Source organism: Defluviimonas salinarum, assembly GCF_026013545.1.
Lineage (GTDB): Bacteria > Pseudomonadota > Alphaproteobacteria > Rhodobacterales > Rhodobacteraceae > Albidovulum > Albidovulum salinarum.
In genome coordinates, this window is sequence record NZ_JAPDOG010000010.1 from 25,054 (window position 1) to 40,356 (window position 15,303).

Consider the following 15,303-nt stretch of genomic DNA (forward strand, 5'->3'; position numbering starts at 1 on the left):
ATCGACGCATCGCCAGTCACTGAGTTAGCCTGACGGAACCAGCCGAAATTTCCTTTGCGATGAGGTTGTTGCCGATGGCGCCCGACACCCGTTCACAAGCCAACCCGTCCGGGTCCGAATTGCCCGGCGCCCGTGCCCCGGTTCTGACGGCCAGGAACCTTTGCAAGTCCTACGGTGCGGGACCGGCCCTTCGCGGCTTGACGTTCTCGTTGCAGCCGGGACGCGTGCTGGGCTTTCTCGGCCCGAATGGCGCAGGAAAGACGACGACGATCCGGATACTGACGACGATGCTGGAACCGACGTCGGGTGATTTCTCGGTCGCCGGAGTCAGTTCGAAGGACCCCAAGAAGATCCGCCGCAAGATCGGCGTTCTGCCCGAAGGGCTGGGATTCCCGAACGGCGTCACCTCGATCGAGTATTTGGTCTATTTCGGCCGCCTGTTCGGGCGTTCGGCGGCCGAAGCCCGGACCGTCGGGCTCGCGCTGCTCAAGGATGTGGGGATGCAGAACCGGGTCGACTCGGCGATCGGCACGTTCAGCCACGGCATGCGCCAGCGGCTGGGGATCGCCCGCGCGCTCGTCAACGATCCCGCCGTGGTCTTTCTCGACGAGCCGACGCTCGGGCTCGATCCGCGCGGCCAGACGGAACTCTTGGCGATGATCCGGCGCATCGCGCGCGAGCGCGACGCCGGCGTCGTCCTGTCGAGCCACCTCCTGCCGGAGATCGAGAATATCTGCGACGACGTCGTCATCCTGAATGCGGGGCGGGTGGTGGCGGAGGGCACCGTGGCCGAGGTCACCCGCCGCGCGAAGCGCGCCCTCGACAACCGGGTGGCCGCGCGCATCCGGGTTCCGAAAGACGCCGTGGCCGGTGCCGCGACCGTTCTCCTGTCGGTGCCGGGCGTGACCGGGGTGATGCCGAACGAAACCGATCCCGGCTGGCTGGTGGTGGACCATGCCGACCCCGACGGGGCCGACGCGCGTCCGGAGGATCGCGGCATGAACCCGATCCTCACGGCGCTCATCGCCGCCGATATCCCGATCATCGGGCTCGAGGTCGAAGGCCGCCGCTTGCAGGATGTGTTCCTCGAACTGACCGCCGAGGCAATCGAATGAACGCCCGTTCCAACGCGGGCGACGAAACGGCGCACGCCACGCGCGACAGCTCGCTCGGCTGGACCGTGTTCCGCCATGAACTCACGGAACTCTGGGCCGGCGGGCATGTGCTCAACCTGCTGATCCTGTTCAGCGTGCTGATGTCGATCACCGCCTATCTGGTGGCGACCAACAACGAGATACAGCTGCTGCCGCTGAACGAATCCGTCCTGGTCGCGCTGCTTGCCGCAATCACCTTCGGGCTGTTCACCGGCCTCGTCCTCGCCGCCGAGAGCATCAGCGGGGAGCGGGAACGCGCGACGCTGGAGGCGCTGCTGCTCACGCCGGTCTCGCGGCGCCAGATCGTCTGGGGCAAGTTCCTGGCCTCGTTGTCGCCGTGGCCGGTGACGCTGGCCCTCTCCGCGCCCTATCTGATCGTGTTGTCGAAGGGCGATCCGATCCTCGGCCGGATCCTGCTCTGGGGCGCGATCGTCGGAACGCTGCTGGCGATTACGTTCATCGGTCTCGGGATGCTGATCAGCATCTGGTCACGCTCGACCAAGGTCAGCCTGTCGGCAACGCTGCTCATTTATGTCCTGGCGCTCTTGCCGGCGCAGCTTCCCACCGAATTCCAGAACACGACCGCGGGTTTCATCCTGTCGGTCGTCAACCCGGTGGATGCGTCGCGCCGGTTCCTGAGAATGACGCTCGTCGAAAACCAGTCGCCGGGCGAGCTGTGGATCTACCTCGTGGTGCCGGCCGTGTTCATCGCGCTGCTGCTCGGCGTGCTGCTCATCTACGCGGCACCGCGCCTCGGCCTGGAGCCGGCGAATCCGTTCCGGTTCGGACCGGGGGCGGCGCGCAGGAAACCGGATGCGCAGGGCGGTGGTGCCGGGGCACCTGGCAACTCAGCGGGGGGGAACAGATGAATCTTCAGAACGATGCGTCCGCGCGGCAGCCCGCGCGACCGGACCCGGCATCCGCTCCCCCGCTCTGGTGGATCATCGCCAAGCAGGAGCTGATCGACCTCTGGATCGGCGGCCGCGTGCTGATCCTGCTCATCCTGTTCAGCATCCTGATGTCGACCGCGGCGGTCCTGCAGAACACCGAAAGCCAGATCAGCGCGATCCCCGCGGCCGAGATGGTCTATCTGACCCTGCTGGGCAGCGTTTCCTTCGGCGTGCTGATCAGCCTGATCCTCGGCGCCGACAGCATCAGCGGCGAACGCGAGCGCGCCACGTTCGAGGCCCTGCTCCTCACCCCGGCGAGCCGCCGCCAGATCGTGCTCGGCAAGTTCATCGCGGCGCTCTCGCCCTGGCCGGCGGCGCTGATCCTGTCGATCCCCTACATGGCCGCCGTGGCACGCGGGGACGCGGTGTTCGGCCAGGCGGTCGTGATCGGAACCCTGCTCGGGACCGTCCTGGCCGCGGCATTCACCGGGTTCGGCATGCTGGTGAGCATCTGGTCGAAGTCGAACAAGAAGAGCCTGCTCGCCTGCCTGCTGATCTATGTGATCCTGCTCATTCCGACCCAGTTCCCCGGCGGCGCCCACAAGGGAGACCTCGGCTACTTCATCCAGCAACTGAATCCCCTGCAAGCCACCAGCGCGTTCATCGAGAAGCTCCTCGTCAACAACCGCACCCTCGCGGAGCAGTCGGGCTACCTCGTAGCCACCCTGTTATCGGCCGCGGTCATTCTCGTCGTGCTGTTCGCCTATGCCGCCCCGCGGATGCGGCTCGACGGCGGTGTGCCGCGGCCGTTCTGGAAGGGCGCGCGGCGTGCGGCGGCATCCGTTCTGGTCGCGGCGACGGCGTCGTTCCTGACGCCTGCGCCGGCCCCGGCGCAAGACTGGATCCCGGGGCAGGCGCTCGAGATCGGGATCGACCTCACCTACAAGACGGTCAATGCCGGCGACGAGGTCAAGTTCACCACGACGGTGGTGAACACCGGGACGCGGCCGTCGGCGCCGCTGAACGTGGCGATGAACATCATCAAGACCCAGATCGGCGATCCGGTCGATCCCGAGGACTGGTCTCCCGAGCGGACCCAGGCTCTTGACCCGCTCGCACCGGGCGAGTCCGTCGAGCAGTCATGGACGGTCGAGGCGATCCTGGAAGGCGACTACCTGGTCTATCTGACGGTCGTCCCGACGCCCGACGGTCCCGAGGCGACGAGCCTGCCCGTGTCGAGCCCCGGCCTCCATCTGACCGTCATGCCCTTCACGAGCTCCAATCCTGCCGGCGTGCTGCCGGTTGCGATCGGCGTTCCGGTCGCGTTGATCCTGCTCGCGCTGCTGTCCCGCCGGTCAAGACGCTGGCGGCGCGGCAACGACGCCGCCGGCGCCGGGGTTGCCAGATGACCCTCGCGCACAGTCGAACGCATGACGACCCCGTTTCGTGTTGAGGTTGGGAGATCCGCCAATGGAATACCTGATGAGCGTCGATTCCATCGTAAGCCTGATCAGCGGCGCGATCGTCGGCGGGCTGGCGAGCATGTTTGCCAGAGGGTTCGGCCCGGTCGGCAACATCGCGGCCGGTCTTGTCGGCGGGCTCGCCGGCGGCATGGTCTTTGACACGCTCGACTTCATGAATGTCGGGGATCTGGCCGATCCCGCCATCGCCGGTTTCGCTGGATCCGCCCTCACGATGGCGGTGGTCACGGCAATTCGCCGAGCGCCGTGAGGTTGTCGACCATAGCGCCCCTGCCAGTGTGCCGTTGGCGATTAGCGCGGCCTCTCTTTGGCGAGCGACGGGATGAAGAGTGGCATCAGCAGGGCTCCGACCCACATTGACGCCCCCGCGACCCACGCGGTGAGCGACAGGAGCGCGCCTCCCGATACCGCCGCTCCGACGGCGCAGCCGCCGGCGAGCATGCTGCCGAAGCCCATGAGCACGGCGCCGATCAGGTAGCGCTCCATCGGGGCATCGGGGCCGAAGCGAACGACGCCGAACTCGCGCGTGGCCAGCGACATGGCCAGCGACCCGGCGAAGACGCCGGGCACGAGGCCCACGGCGAAACTGAGCGGCAGGTAGCGTTCGTTCACGAGCCCCATCAGCGTATCGGCCGACGGACCGGTGAAGGTGATGCTGGAGACCGGCACGATCTCGAGCGACACCGCCGCGAGGCTTGCCGTCGCGATCCAGCCCGCCGCGACCGCGAGGCCGACGAAGAGCGCGGCGACGACATGGCTCGGTGCCGACGCGCGACGGAAGGCCATGACGAGCGCGGCGAGGAGGACGATCGCGGAGACCGCGCCGGCCGCACCGGAGCCGATGCCGAGCCGTTCCCCCAGGCTGCGGCCCGCGCCGCCCTCGACCGTCCAGAGCCGCGCCAGCATTTCCCGCGCCGGCGACAGGGCGCCGCGAAGGCTTGCCTGCGCCACGAGCGTGACGACGAGACCGGTCATGATCGCGCGCAGGTTCCCGGTGGCCGAGAGAACGAGCAGCCGGCTCACGCATCCGCGCGCGAGGATCATGCCCGCGCCGAACATCAGCCCGCCGATGATCGCGCCGGACAGGCTGCCGGTCGCGGCGAGCTGGCGGGCCGCCGACACGTCGAGGAGGCCGAGGCCGACGGCGCCCTGCGTGACCGATACGGCCGTCGCGAAGACGATGATCCAGACGAGCATCCGCGGCCCGATGCTGAACGCCCCCACTTCGAGCGTGGCGCCACGCAGGCAGAAGCGCGAATGCTGTGCCGCCGCGCCGAACACCGCGCCGATGATGAGACCGAAACCGAACAGCACGACCGGCTCGCCCAGCCGGTCGATCAGCGCCTCGAGCATGGCTTCTCCTTACCCATCAGCCTGCCTCCAGCGCGGGCGCAAGCGGCGCGGCATGGTCTGCATCAACCCCCTTGCGCTACTGGCCGGCGGCTTCCCGCGCGATGGAATCGAGGAGCGTCTGCACCTCCTGCATCGGGCCGTCGGGCTGGTTGCGATACCCGATCGACACCGCGCCCTCGCGGTCGGTCACGAAGATGCCGTACGGGCAATGCGCGATGTTCATCGGGTCGGCCTCCATCACCTTCCGCGAGATCTGCGCGGAGCAGAAGAGGAAGATGTCGGCCGCGTCGAAGATCTTGACGTCGCTGCCCACGTCCGCGCCGGTGCGGTTCAGCATGTCGCCGACATGGCTGACATAGTCGATCACCAGGCCCTTGCCGACGATCGCGGTCTCGACGCTGAAGGTCGCGTCCTCGAAGCTGCCGTCGAAGGGATAGGTTGTCGCGTCCTGCGCCACCGCGCCACCGGCCGAAACCACCAGTGCGGCGAGCGCCGCTTTCCATCTCATCCGCATGTCCGTTCCTCCATGTTTGGAAACCGGTCTTCCTAGCCGAAGATGTCGGCGGTGATGCCCGCGTACCATCCGAGGCTCTCCTCGTAGGTCGCCTTGCGAAGTGCTGCGTCCTCGCCGGTCTGGCTGATGAAGCTGTCGACACTCGCGATCTTCTCGTCCGTGGCCTCGTAGGAGGCGCCGACCTTCACGCCGTCATCGGTGGCGATGAGCGACCAGCAGGTGTTGGAATACTTCGCCGGAAACGCCTTCGAACCCGAAAGCTCGGCCCGGATCACCATCGCGGCGACCTTGGCCTGGCTGTTGGCGGCGAAACCGGATTTCGGCATGTCGCCCTGCGCCGATGCGTCGCCCAGAACGAAGACCTTCGGGTCGGCGCGGCTGGCCATGGAATGCGGATTGACCGGCACCCAGCCGGTATCATCCGTCACGCCCGCCGCCTCGGCGATGGCACCGGCGCGCTGGCCGGGGATCACGTTGCAGACATCGACGCGCTCGACCTCGCCGTCGATCACCACCTCCATGGCCTCGGGGCGCACCTCGACCTTGTCGCCGCCGAAATCCGGGCCGATGCGGGTGATCATCCCCGAGTAATGCCGCTGCCAGCCCTCCTCGAAGAGCCCCTGTTTCGAGTATTTCTCCTTGGGATCGACGAGGAGGATCTTCGCCGAGGGGTTCGCCTGCGTGAGGAGATGCGCGACCATCGAAATCCGCTCATAGGGTCCCGGCGGGCAGCGGTAGGGATTGGGCGGCGCGATCATGCAGAAGGTGCCGCCCTCGGGCATCGCCTCCACCTGCGCCTTCAGGAGCTGGGTCTGGGGTCCGGCCTTGTAGGCATGCGGCATGATCTCGGCCTTGGAAAGATCCCAGCCCGGCACCGAACCATCGGCGAAGTCGATCCCCGGCGCGATGACCAGCCGGTCGTAGAAAAGCATCTCGCCGCCCGCCAGCGTCACGGTTCCGGCGTCTCGGTCGACACCCGCCGCCATGTCGCGGGCAAGCGTGATGCCATGGTCGGAGGCGAGCTTGTCGTAGCGGTGGCCGAGGCTCTCGAAGTCGCGGAAGCCGCCGAGGTAGAGGTTGGAGAAGAAGCAGGTGTAGTAGACTTCGCTGGGCTCGACGAGGATCACGTCGATCGCGCCCTCGGAATCCCTCGCGATGTAGCGCGCGCAGGTGGCCCCGCCCGCGCCGCCGCCGATGACGACCACGCGAGGCTTCGCCTGCCCGAAGACGGCGGGTGCCCCGAGCACCGCACCGGCCGCCGCCATCGTGCCAAGAAATTGGCGTCTCTGCATCGTCATCGTCATTCCTCCCGTTACTGAAATCACTCCGTCAAGGTTGCGAAATAGGCGGCGAGCGCCGCGATCTCTTCCTCGGCAAGGCGCCCGGCCATCATCTGCATGACCGGGTGCGGCCTCAGCTTCTGCTTGTAGGCGTGCATTGCCAGCACGAAATCCTCCTCGGGCCAGCGCGTGATGGAGGGGATGCCGGCATCCCCTCCATCGGCGCGGTGACAGGTCTGGCATTCGCCCGCGAGGTATTCGCCGTAGGCCGGATCGCCCTTCAAGGCGAGGATGTCCGGCGGCAGTTCGGGCAGGCTGCGGCGCGCGGTCGGCTCCGCCTCGGGGATGTCGCGCGGGCGGTCGGAGTAATCGCGCAGGAAAGCGAGGAGGTCGGCGCGGTCGGTCTCGTCCTTCAGGCCAGGATAGGACATGCGCGTCCCCGAGGCGAACGTGCGCGGGTTCGCGACATAGGCGTCGAGGGTCTTGAGCGTCCAGATGAGGCCGTCCCGCCCGGCGCGGGTCAGGCTTTTCGAATAAGCGAACCCGTCGACGGCGGCAGCGCGTCTGCCGAAGACGCCGTTGAGCTTGGGACCTATGGCGTTCTCAGCCTCCGGCCCGATCTCGTGGCAGCCAGAGCACTCGCCGAAGATCTCGGCCCCGCGTTCGGCATCGCCAATCTCGGCCGCGCGCAGAGCGGTCGTGCCCGGCGCCCCGGCGAGCGCTAGGCAAAGGGCGAGGCATGTCGCGCCCCGCCCGGCCATCTCACCCACCGACCGAGGCGAGATACGCGATAACCGCCTCGATCTCTTCGGGCTTCTTCAGGCCAGCGAAGGACATCTTGGTCCCCTTCATGTAGCCCTTGGGGTCGGCAAGGAACTCGGCAAGCGCCTCATGGCTCCAGACCAGTCCGCCTTCCGCGGCGGCCTGCATGGGCTTGGAGTAACGAAAGCCCTCGACGCTGCCGGCTGCGCCATCGACGATGCCGTTCAGCGCCGGGCCGGTGGCGTTCTTGGCACCTTCGCCCACCTTGTGGCAGGCTTGGCATTTCTTGAAGACCTTCGCGCCCTCCTCGATCAGCGCCGGATCGGCGGCGGCGGTCTCGGCGGTGGCCTCGACGGCAGGCTCCGGGTCGGGCTGTTCGGTTTCGGCCGCGGTTTCCTCCGTGGCGGCTTGTCCCGCAGCTGCCCCGACACGCAGGTCCGGAAGCGTGCCCGCGGGCTTGCCGTCCGGATCCGTCGGCGTGACTTTCAGCTCGACCGCGCGCTTGGTGACCTTCACCGGCTCCCGGCAACCTTGCATGCAGGGCGCGACGGAAAAGTGCGGGTACTCCGTCCCGGGCCGGTCGTCGGGGTAGAACCCCTCGGCGTTGGGCAGGACGATGTCCTTGAAGTTCGTTTGCGACAGCTCGAAATCGTCCTCCACGATCCCGTTCGAATAGAGCAGAAAGGCGGTGATCGCATAGGTCTCGTCCGCTGTGACGGTCTGGGCCGCGCCGAAGGGCATCGAGCGGTGGATATAGTCCCAGACGGTCGAGAGATGCGGCCAGTATGACCCGATCGTCTTGACCGGGCGGCGGTTCGTCAGCGACCCCTGTCCGCCGGCCAGCACCGGCCAGTTGTCGATGCCTTCCGCGAAGTCGCCGTGACAGGAGGCGCATTTCTCGGCAAACACTTCGTCGCCGGTGAAGACATCGCCCGAGCCGTCCGGCAGGCCGGTGCCGTCGGGCAGGACCGCGACATCCCAGGCCGCGATCTCCTCGGGCAGCGCGGCGCGGCCGAGGCCAAGCGGTTCGGCGAAGGCGGGTGCGGCCAGAAGCGCCAGCGCGGGGGCGAGAAGCTTAAGCGATTTCGACATTCTCGACCTCCCCGTCGGCGCGGACCCACCAGGTCTGGATGCCATTGTTGTGGTAGACGTTGTTCAGCCCCCTGATCTCGCGCAGCTGGTTCTTGGTGGGCTGGACGTACCCGGTCTCGTCGACCGCGCGCGACTGCAGGAACATCTCCGATCCGTCCCAGTCGAGGTCGAGGTGGAAGCGGGTGAGGGCCTTCGATTTCACGTCGCCCGTGAGCCGCGCCTCGACCCAGTTCACGCCGCCGTCGAGCGAGACGTCGACGCGCGCGACCTTGCCATGACCGGACCAGGCGAGGCCGGTGATCACCAGAGGCCCCTTGCCATGACGGATCGGCGCTTGCGGAGAGGGCGAGGTGATGACCGACTTCGCATCCATCACCCAGGTCCATTTCCGCGCCCGGCCGTCGGGCATCAGGTCGGTGTATTTCGAGGTCTCCTCGCGGCTTTCAACGGCCCGATCATAGACCCCGATGCGGCGCAGCCACTTGACCCACATGTTGCCTTCGAACCCCGGCACGACCAGCCGGACCGGGTAGCCGTGTTCCTTCCGAAGGGCCTCGCCATTGGCGAAGAAGGCCACGAGCACATCGTCCATCGCCTTTTCCAGAGGCATCGAGCGACCGTTCGAGGAGGCATCGGCGCCCTCGGCATAGACCCACTTGCCCTCGGGCTTCACCCCGGCTTCCTCCAGCAGCAGCCGCAGCGGCACGCCGGTATATTCCATGTTGTGGATCATGCCTTGGGTGAACTGGCAGCCTTCAAGCTGCGCGCCCCCCCATTCCATGCCGCCATTGGCCGCGCATTCGCAGAAGGCCGTGGTGATCGTCCGAGGGAACCGCGTCAGATCCTCGTAGGTGAAGACCAGCGGCCTCTCGACGAGGCCCGAGATCATCAGCCGGTAATCCTGCTTCGCCAGTTCGATCGCTCCGGAGTGGTGGCGTTCGAAGGCACAGCCCTGCGGGGTGATCGTGCCTTCAAGAGCATGAATCGGCGTGAAATTGATCGAGGAGACCGGGCTTTCCGTCAGCCATTCGACATTGCGCCGGACGACGTGGGATTCGTAGTGAATCGGCATTCCGTAGGGCGTCGCGTCGACTGGATCGCCGAAGGCGGAGGCCCAGTCCTGCACCTCGGTGATCAGAGGGTCGGCATCTTGCGCGCGGGCCAGCCCCGTGGTCGCGACGGCGCCGCCGGCGGCAAGCCCGGCGCCGAGGAAGGCGCGGCGGCTGGTGCCTGTCTCGTCGGTTCCAGACATTGAAACCTCCTGTCTCGTGGTCTTCTTGCTCATCTCATGCCCCCGCGACCTGCACGGAGGTGTTGGGATCGATCGACACGGTGCCCTGCTTCTTGATCCACGCCTCGACGAGATCCCAGATCGCCGGGCCTTCGGTGCCCTCGTTGACGCTGGCCCAACCGGCGACGGCATAGGTCTTTGCCGGATCGACCGCCTCGCCGGACTTGAGCATCGTCATCTCGGTGATGCGGGAACCTTGCGGCTTGGTCACGTCGATGCGGTAGCCCATGCCGCCGACGCGGACCATGTCGCCGCCCTGCTGGTAATAGGGGTCGGGGTTGAAGAGGTTGTCGGCCACGTCCTCGAGGATCGTGTGGAGCGTCTCGCCGGTCATTTCCGTGCGGTAGGCGGCCGGGTAGTTCATCGCGGTCGCGTTATGCAGATCCTCGCGGGTGATCGGCTCGCCGGGCAGGAGCGACGGCCCCCAGCGGAAGCCCGGCGACAGTGCGATGTCGGCCTGATGCTCGTCGATCAGCGCGTTGCAGATCAGGTCGTCCCAGGTGCCGTTGAAGTTGCCACGCCGGTAGAGGAGGCTGTCGGTCGTGCCGATGACCTCCTCAAGCTCCGCCTTGAAGGGCTCGCGCTCGGCGTCGATCAGCGCGGCGACCTCGGCGTCAGGGGTGATCACGTCCGAGAAGATCGGGATCAGCTTGTGCTTGAAGCCCATCATCTGACCGTTCTGGACGTCGAGATCGACACGGCTGATGAACTTGCCGTTCGAGCCGGAGGCGATCAGCAGCGTCTTGCCCACCATCACCGGCTCGGGCAGAGCGTCATGGGTATGGCCGGTGAGGATCACGTCGATCCCCTCGACATTGCCGGCCATCTTGCGGTCGACGTCGAAACCGTTGTGGGAAAGCACCACGACCAGATCGGCGCCGGCGTCGCGGACCTCTGCCACTACCTCGGCCATGCGCTCCTCGCGCACACCGAAGGAAAGGCCGGGGAACATCCATTTCGGGTTGGCGATGGGCAGGTAGGGGAAAGCCTGGCCGATCACCGCGACCTGCGCACCGCCCACCTCGAACATCTTGTAGGGCTCGTAGGCCGGCTCGTTCCATTCGGCGTCGAAGATGTTGGCGCCGAGGAAGGGGAAGGCGAGCCCCTCGACGATCTCGGTCACCCGGTCGATGCCGAGCGTGAACTCCCAGTGCGAGGTCATCGCATCGGGCTTCAGCGCGTTCATCACGTTGACCATGTCCTGACCAAGCGTGCGCTGCGCGGTGAGCGAGCCCTGCCACGTGTCGCCGCCATCCAGCAGCAGCGCATCGGGTCGCGCCGCACGGATCGCCTTGATCACGGTCGCGCAGCGGTCGAGCCCGCCCATCCGGCCGTAGGCCTTCGCCAACGCCTCGAAATCCTGGTAGGTCAGCGCATAGGCATGGGGACTGCCGGTTTCGATGTCGAACATTTTCAGGAAGTCGGCACCCGTGACATGCGGCGGCACACCCCGGTTGTCGCCGACGCCGATGTTGATCTCCGGCTCGCGGAACCAGAGTGGTTTCATCTGGGCATGGATGTCGGTGATGTGGATGAGGGTCACGTTGCCGTAATCCTCGAACTCCAGAAGCTGGGCCTGCGTGAGCCGCTGCTGCGCGGCGAGCCGCGCCCAGTTGCCGACGCCCGACGCGCCCCAGAGCGCCGAGGCAGCCACCGTCGCCTGAAGAAAGTCCCGCCGCGAGATCATCTCTACGTCCTTATCCTTGAGCAAAGGCCCGCCCGCGCGCCAAAGCGCGGGCTGCCCTGCCTCGTCTTTCATTGAGCGGATGCAACGGCCGGGCGATATGCCGCCCGGCCGCAGTCACTAGTTGCGTACCGACGGCCCCTCGACCGACAGCCCGTTGCCGCGCGAGGCGACGTAAAGCTCCAGCGCGATGAGCTCGGGCGAGCCCGGCTTGAAGGTCTCGCCCCGCGTGTCGCGGATGCAGCCCTTGAAGCGGTTGTGGATCGACGAGAGTTTGGCGTCCTTCAGCCGGTAGACCGGGAAGCCGTTGATCTGGCCCTGGCTCAGGTGGTCGGCGCGGATGAAGTTGCCGTAATTGTCCTCGTGGCAGTTCGAACAGGCGAGTTCGAGCTGGCCATAGCGGGTGTAGTACATCTCCTTGCCCTTCTCCCAGTAGGACTGGGCGGGCCCGTCGACGGCCACGTTCATCGGCATCCCGCGCGAGACCGAGGAGATCAGCGCCGTCATGTTGACCATGTCGGAGCTGTCCCAGTCCCAGGCCTCGGCCCCCATGCGCTCGGCCCGGCATTCGTTGATGTACATCTCCATCGTGTACATCTCGCCCTTGGCCTCGTTGAAACTCGGCATCTGGGTCCGCACGCCCGCCATGCTTTCGGGCGCTTCGTGGCAGGACGCGCAGGCCTTGCCCTCGCTTCCGTCGACCGCGTTCCAGACCTCGGTCGCGGCCTCGACGCCGAGCATGCCAGGATTGTCGAAGTCGTCGGCCTGCATCACGCGGGTGTCGGCCTCGCGGAAGTGCCAGCCCGAGTACTGCTCACTCAGACCGTCGATATAGTCCGGCGCCTTGTCGGTATGGGTGATCATCTGGATCTCGCCGTTGACGACCAGCGTGTCATCTGCGGGATCCGCCACCGCCGAGAGGCCCGAGAGCGCAAAAGCCGCGAGGGCGCAGGTGCCGGCGAGTATTCTCATCTTCATCCGTTTTCCTCCCTGAGAGGCGCCCGCCGGCGGGGCCGGCGGCGGCGCCATCCTTGCCCAACGCGTCAGGCGACCTCGATCGCCTTGGTTTCTTCGTAGACGGAGCCGTCATCGTCGTACCAGGTGAACTTGAACTCTCCGGCCGCATCGACCTTGGCGTCGAACTCGAAGTAGGGGTTGGTCGAGATCGCCGGCTCCAGCGTCACGTCGATGACGTTCTGGCCGTTGAAGTCGCAGGTGAAGCGATTGATGATCGAGCGCGGGATGAGGCTCCCGTCCTTGTCCTTGCGCTGGCCCGACTCCATCGGGTGGCTGATCAGCGTCTTGATGGTCACCACGTCGCCGGCAGCGGCCGAGCTCGGAACCTTCACGCGGGGTTTGACGTCTTTTGCCATTTCCTTGCTCCCTTGCCTCAGCCGCCGCAGCCGCCGATGGTGACTTTGACCGTAGCCTGAGCCTGCACGACACTGCCGTCAGCCATCTTCGCCATGGCGATCACGTCCTGGGTCTTGGCCAAGCGAATTCGCGTGGAAACCGCCTGCGACCCGGCCGCCGGGCCGAAGTTGAACGTGCCGACAGCGGGCGTCGGGTTCCCCGTGGCGATGAGCATGATCGCCGCCGCCCCCGGTGCGGATACCGAGATCGGCACCGTGTTGCCGTTTTCCGCGATCTCCGGCGCCGTCAGGGTGAGCCCGCCGGTCCCGACCGCGGCGCCGCCTGCGAAGGCCGCCGTGAGCTCCTCGACCGTCGCCGCGCGCACCTGCCGCGGCAGGATGGCAAGGGCGACGCCGCCGAGGCCGATCGCCATCGCGTTTCGTCTGGATAGTTGCATCGCTTGCTTCCTTCTTATTCGATCCGTCCGTCCCCGCCCGCTCATTCCTTGAGCGTCAGGAGATAGGCCACCACGTCCTCGATCTGCTGCGCCGTCAGCAGCGGCGCCAGTTCACCCTCGGCCGCCTTTCCGGTGAAGGCGTCGCCGGGGCGAATGTAGCCCTCGTTCTTGTAGAAGGACGGCATGATCGTGCCGTCGAAGGTCTTCTTGGCATCGGCGACGATGCCCCTGAGCTGTTGCTCGCTCCAGCGGTCGGCGGCCCCGTCGAGGGTCGGTCCGACATTGCCCTGGAAAGCGACGTCCGGCATCGCCGAGATCACATGACAGGCAACGCAGTTGCCAAGCCCGCGATCCGAAATCACCTTCATCCCCTCTTCCGGGTTGCCCGCCGTCCCGGTCAGGGACCCGGCCACCGCGCCTTCCGCGAACGACACCGCCGACGGCGCCGTCGCGCCCATCGCCGGGGCCGCGAGCGCCGACAAGGCAAGGCCAAGAACAATCTGGCGCTTCATCGAAGTCCTCCCTGATTTCCTCCGACTCAGAGCGTACCCGAGGCAAACTGTCGCACGCAACAAAAAATTCAACTACGTGAATGTGAGAATGTATTCTAGCTTCGAGAGGCAGACAGTCAGTTCGAACCGCCCGCGTTCGCGCGTTCCGCCACGAAGTGCTGGAAATGCTCACCTGTTTCGTAACCGTGGTCGCGAACCCAGGTAAAGAGTGCCGAGGTGGTCCCTCTTTCGAACGCGCCCGGCACGGTGAAGACCGAAGCCTGCGCGGCCGTCAACCCTTCGGGAACCTCCTCGGGGAAGAAGATCATCGTCGGGGTGAACACCACCCCCCAACGCACGGCCATCTCCTTTTCCGGCAGCACCGTTCCGTCAAAATCAATGACCTCGACATCGCCGAAAAGGTTCATCTGCACGACGAAGTAGTTGTCGCGGATCAGCGCGTCGATCTCGGGGTCGGGGAAGATCTCCTCGTGCATGCGGGTGCAGTAGATGCAGCCGCGCTGCTCGATGATGACCATCAGGCGCTTTCCCTCGGCATTCGCCTCGGCCAGATCCTCGCGCAGGTCCTTGAACGTGTCGCGCAGCCAGTTGGGCTTGTGCAGGCCGTCATCGCCGAGCTCGACGCCCAGCGCAGGCGTCGCGAGCGCGGCGAGAATGGCGATCGCGTGGATGATGGTCTTCATGGCTTCCTCCCTTGCAGGGTCAAACGAAGTTCATGGTCCAGGGCATGTGCTCGATCATGAACTGGGCGATCGCATTGACCGACCCGGTCGCGATCAGCGCCGCGAAGACGATCAGCATGAGACCCATGACCTTTTCCACATGGCCAAGGTATTTCCGGTATCGGCCTATCCAGCTCAGGAACGGCTTGGCGAAGACGGCGGCCAGCACGAACGGCGCGGTCATTGCCAGCCCGTAGACCATGAGCAGCATCGCCCCGCGCCAGATCGTGTCGAGGCTGGACGCGACCATCAGGATCGCCGCGAGCGCCGGTCCGACGCAGGGCGTCCAGCCGAAGCCGAAGGCGAGGCCCATGACATAGGCTCCGGCGATGGTCGTCGGCGCCACCTTCGCCTCGATCCGCGCTTCGCGGTACAGGAACGGGATCCGCAGGATCCCGAGAAAGTGCAGCCCGAAGACCAGAAGTACCACGGCGGCAACCCAGGACAGGGGCTCCATCCACTGCCGGAAGGCATTGCCGATCGCGGTGGCCCCCATGCCGAGGAGCACGAAGATCGAGGTCACGCCGAGCGCGAAGAAGACCGCCGACAGGACCAGACGCCGCTGCGCGCCCGGCGCCACCGACGCGTCCGACCGCAGCTCCGCCATCGAGATGCCGGCCATGTAGCACAGGTAGAACGGCACCATCGGCAGGATGCAGGGCGACAGGAACGACAGCAGCCCGGCCAGAATCGCGCCGCCAATTGTGGGATCGAGCAGCACCGAACACCTCGCCTTGCCGGTCGTGCAAAAACATATT

The 15,303-nt window shown here is 66.4% G+C and carries 17 protein-coding genes; 4 read left to right on the forward strand and 13 right to left on the reverse strand.

From position 1 onward, the window contains the following. Positions 1–74: 74 nt before the first annotated feature. The 4 genes from OM960_RS12160 to OM960_RS12175 all read left to right on the forward strand — a co-directional run bounded on the left by OM960_RS12160 (position 75) and on the right by OM960_RS12175 (position 3,775). Complete coding sequence (locus OM960_RS12160; protein ID WP_263335065.1) at positions 75–1,115, forward strand: ABC transporter ATP-binding protein; 1,041 nt, start codon at positions 75–77, stop codon at positions 1,113–1,115. Next, positions 1,112–2,023: an ABC transporter permease gene (locus OM960_RS12165; protein ID WP_264772121.1), complete on the forward strand. Its 912-nt coding sequence runs from the start codon at positions 1,112–1,114 to the stop codon at positions 2,021–2,023. Before OM960_RS12160 ends, OM960_RS12165 begins: the two co-directional genes overlap by 4 nt. Continuing rightward, positions 2,020–3,453, forward strand: coding sequence for an ABC transporter permease subunit (locus OM960_RS12170; protein WP_264772122.1), 1,434 nt, complete (start codon positions 2,020–2,022; stop codon positions 3,451–3,453). The genes OM960_RS12165 and OM960_RS12170 overlap by 4 nt, the downstream gene beginning before the upstream one ends. Before the next feature lie 73 nt (positions 3,454–3,526). Next, on the forward strand, positions 3,527–3,775 hold the full coding sequence (locus OM960_RS12175; RefSeq protein ID WP_264772123.1) for a hypothetical protein: 249 nt from the start codon (positions 3,527–3,529) through the stop codon (positions 3,773–3,775). A 41-nt stretch (positions 3,776–3,816) separates the two neighbouring features. On the opposite strand, the gene OM960_RS12180 is transcribed toward OM960_RS12175, so the two are convergent. The 13 genes from OM960_RS12180 to OM960_RS12240 form a co-directional block, all read right to left on the reverse strand. Further along, positions 3,817–4,878, reverse strand: a complete 1,062-nt coding sequence (locus OM960_RS12180; protein WP_264772124.1) for a YeeE/YedE family protein — start codon at positions 4,876–4,878, stop codon at positions 3,817–3,819. Positions 4,879–4,954: 76 nt separating this feature from the next. Beyond that, positions 4,955–5,386, reverse strand: coding sequence for a DUF302 domain-containing protein (locus OM960_RS12185; RefSeq protein ID WP_264772201.1), 432 nt, complete (start codon positions 5,384–5,386; stop codon positions 4,955–4,957). 38 nt (positions 5,387–5,424) lie between these two features. Further along, positions 5,425–6,690 (reverse strand): NAD(P)/FAD-dependent oxidoreductase, encoded by a 1,266-nt coding sequence (locus tag OM960_RS12190; RefSeq protein WP_264772125.1) that lies wholly within the window; start codon positions 6,688–6,690, stop codon positions 5,425–5,427. A 23-nt stretch (positions 6,691–6,713) separates the two neighbouring features. Beyond that, positions 6,714–7,433 carry a c-type cytochrome gene (locus tag OM960_RS12195; RefSeq protein ID WP_264772126.1) on the reverse strand — a complete coding sequence of 240 codons (720 nt, stop codon included), beginning with the start codon at positions 7,431–7,433 and terminating at the stop codon, positions 6,714–6,716. A 1-nt stretch (position 7,434) separates the two neighbouring features. Then, positions 7,435–8,526, reverse strand: a complete 1,092-nt coding sequence (locus OM960_RS12200) for a c-type cytochrome (RefSeq protein ID WP_264772127.1) — start codon at positions 8,524–8,526, stop codon at positions 7,435–7,437. Then, positions 8,510–9,778, reverse strand: coding sequence for a sulfite dehydrogenase (soxC, locus tag OM960_RS12205; RefSeq protein WP_264772128.1), 1,269 nt, complete (start codon positions 9,776–9,778; stop codon positions 8,510–8,512). The genes OM960_RS12200 and soxC overlap by 17 nt, the downstream gene beginning before the upstream one ends. Before the next feature lie 34 nt (positions 9,779–9,812). Then, positions 9,813–11,504: a thiosulfohydrolase SoxB gene (soxB, locus tag OM960_RS12210; RefSeq protein WP_264772129.1), complete on the reverse strand. Its 1,692-nt coding sequence runs from the start codon at positions 11,502–11,504 to the stop codon at positions 9,813–9,815. 117 nt (positions 11,505–11,621) lie between these two features. Next, positions 11,622–12,473, reverse strand: a complete 852-nt coding sequence (soxA, locus tag OM960_RS12215) for a sulfur oxidation c-type cytochrome SoxA (protein ID WP_263335062.1) — start codon at positions 12,471–12,473, stop codon at positions 11,622–11,624. A gap of 71 nt (positions 12,474–12,544) precedes the next feature. Beyond that, a complete protein-coding gene (gene soxZ, locus OM960_RS12220; protein ID WP_263334869.1) occupies positions 12,545–12,874 on the reverse strand; it encodes a thiosulfate oxidation carrier complex protein SoxZ in 330 nt (109 codons plus the stop codon). A 17-nt stretch (positions 12,875–12,891) separates the two neighbouring features. Next, positions 12,892–13,311, reverse strand: coding sequence for a thiosulfate oxidation carrier protein SoxY (soxY, locus tag OM960_RS12225; RefSeq protein ID WP_264772130.1), 420 nt, complete (start codon positions 13,309–13,311; stop codon positions 12,892–12,894). A 41-nt stretch (positions 13,312–13,352) separates the two neighbouring features. Then, positions 13,353–13,823, reverse strand: a complete 471-nt coding sequence (gene soxX, locus OM960_RS12230; protein ID WP_263334866.1) for a sulfur oxidation c-type cytochrome SoxX — start codon at positions 13,821–13,823, stop codon at positions 13,353–13,355. A gap of 116 nt (positions 13,824–13,939) precedes the next feature. Beyond that, a complete protein-coding gene (locus tag OM960_RS12235; protein ID WP_264772131.1) occupies positions 13,940–14,506 on the reverse strand; it encodes a SoxW family protein in 567 nt (188 codons plus the stop codon). A gap of 19 nt (positions 14,507–14,525) precedes the next feature. Further along, entirely contained in the window at positions 14,526–15,263 is a 738-nt protein-coding gene (locus tag OM960_RS12240; RefSeq protein ID WP_263335060.1) for a cytochrome c biogenesis CcdA family protein, read from the reverse strand. Between the last annotated feature and the right edge of the window lie 40 nt (positions 15,264–15,303).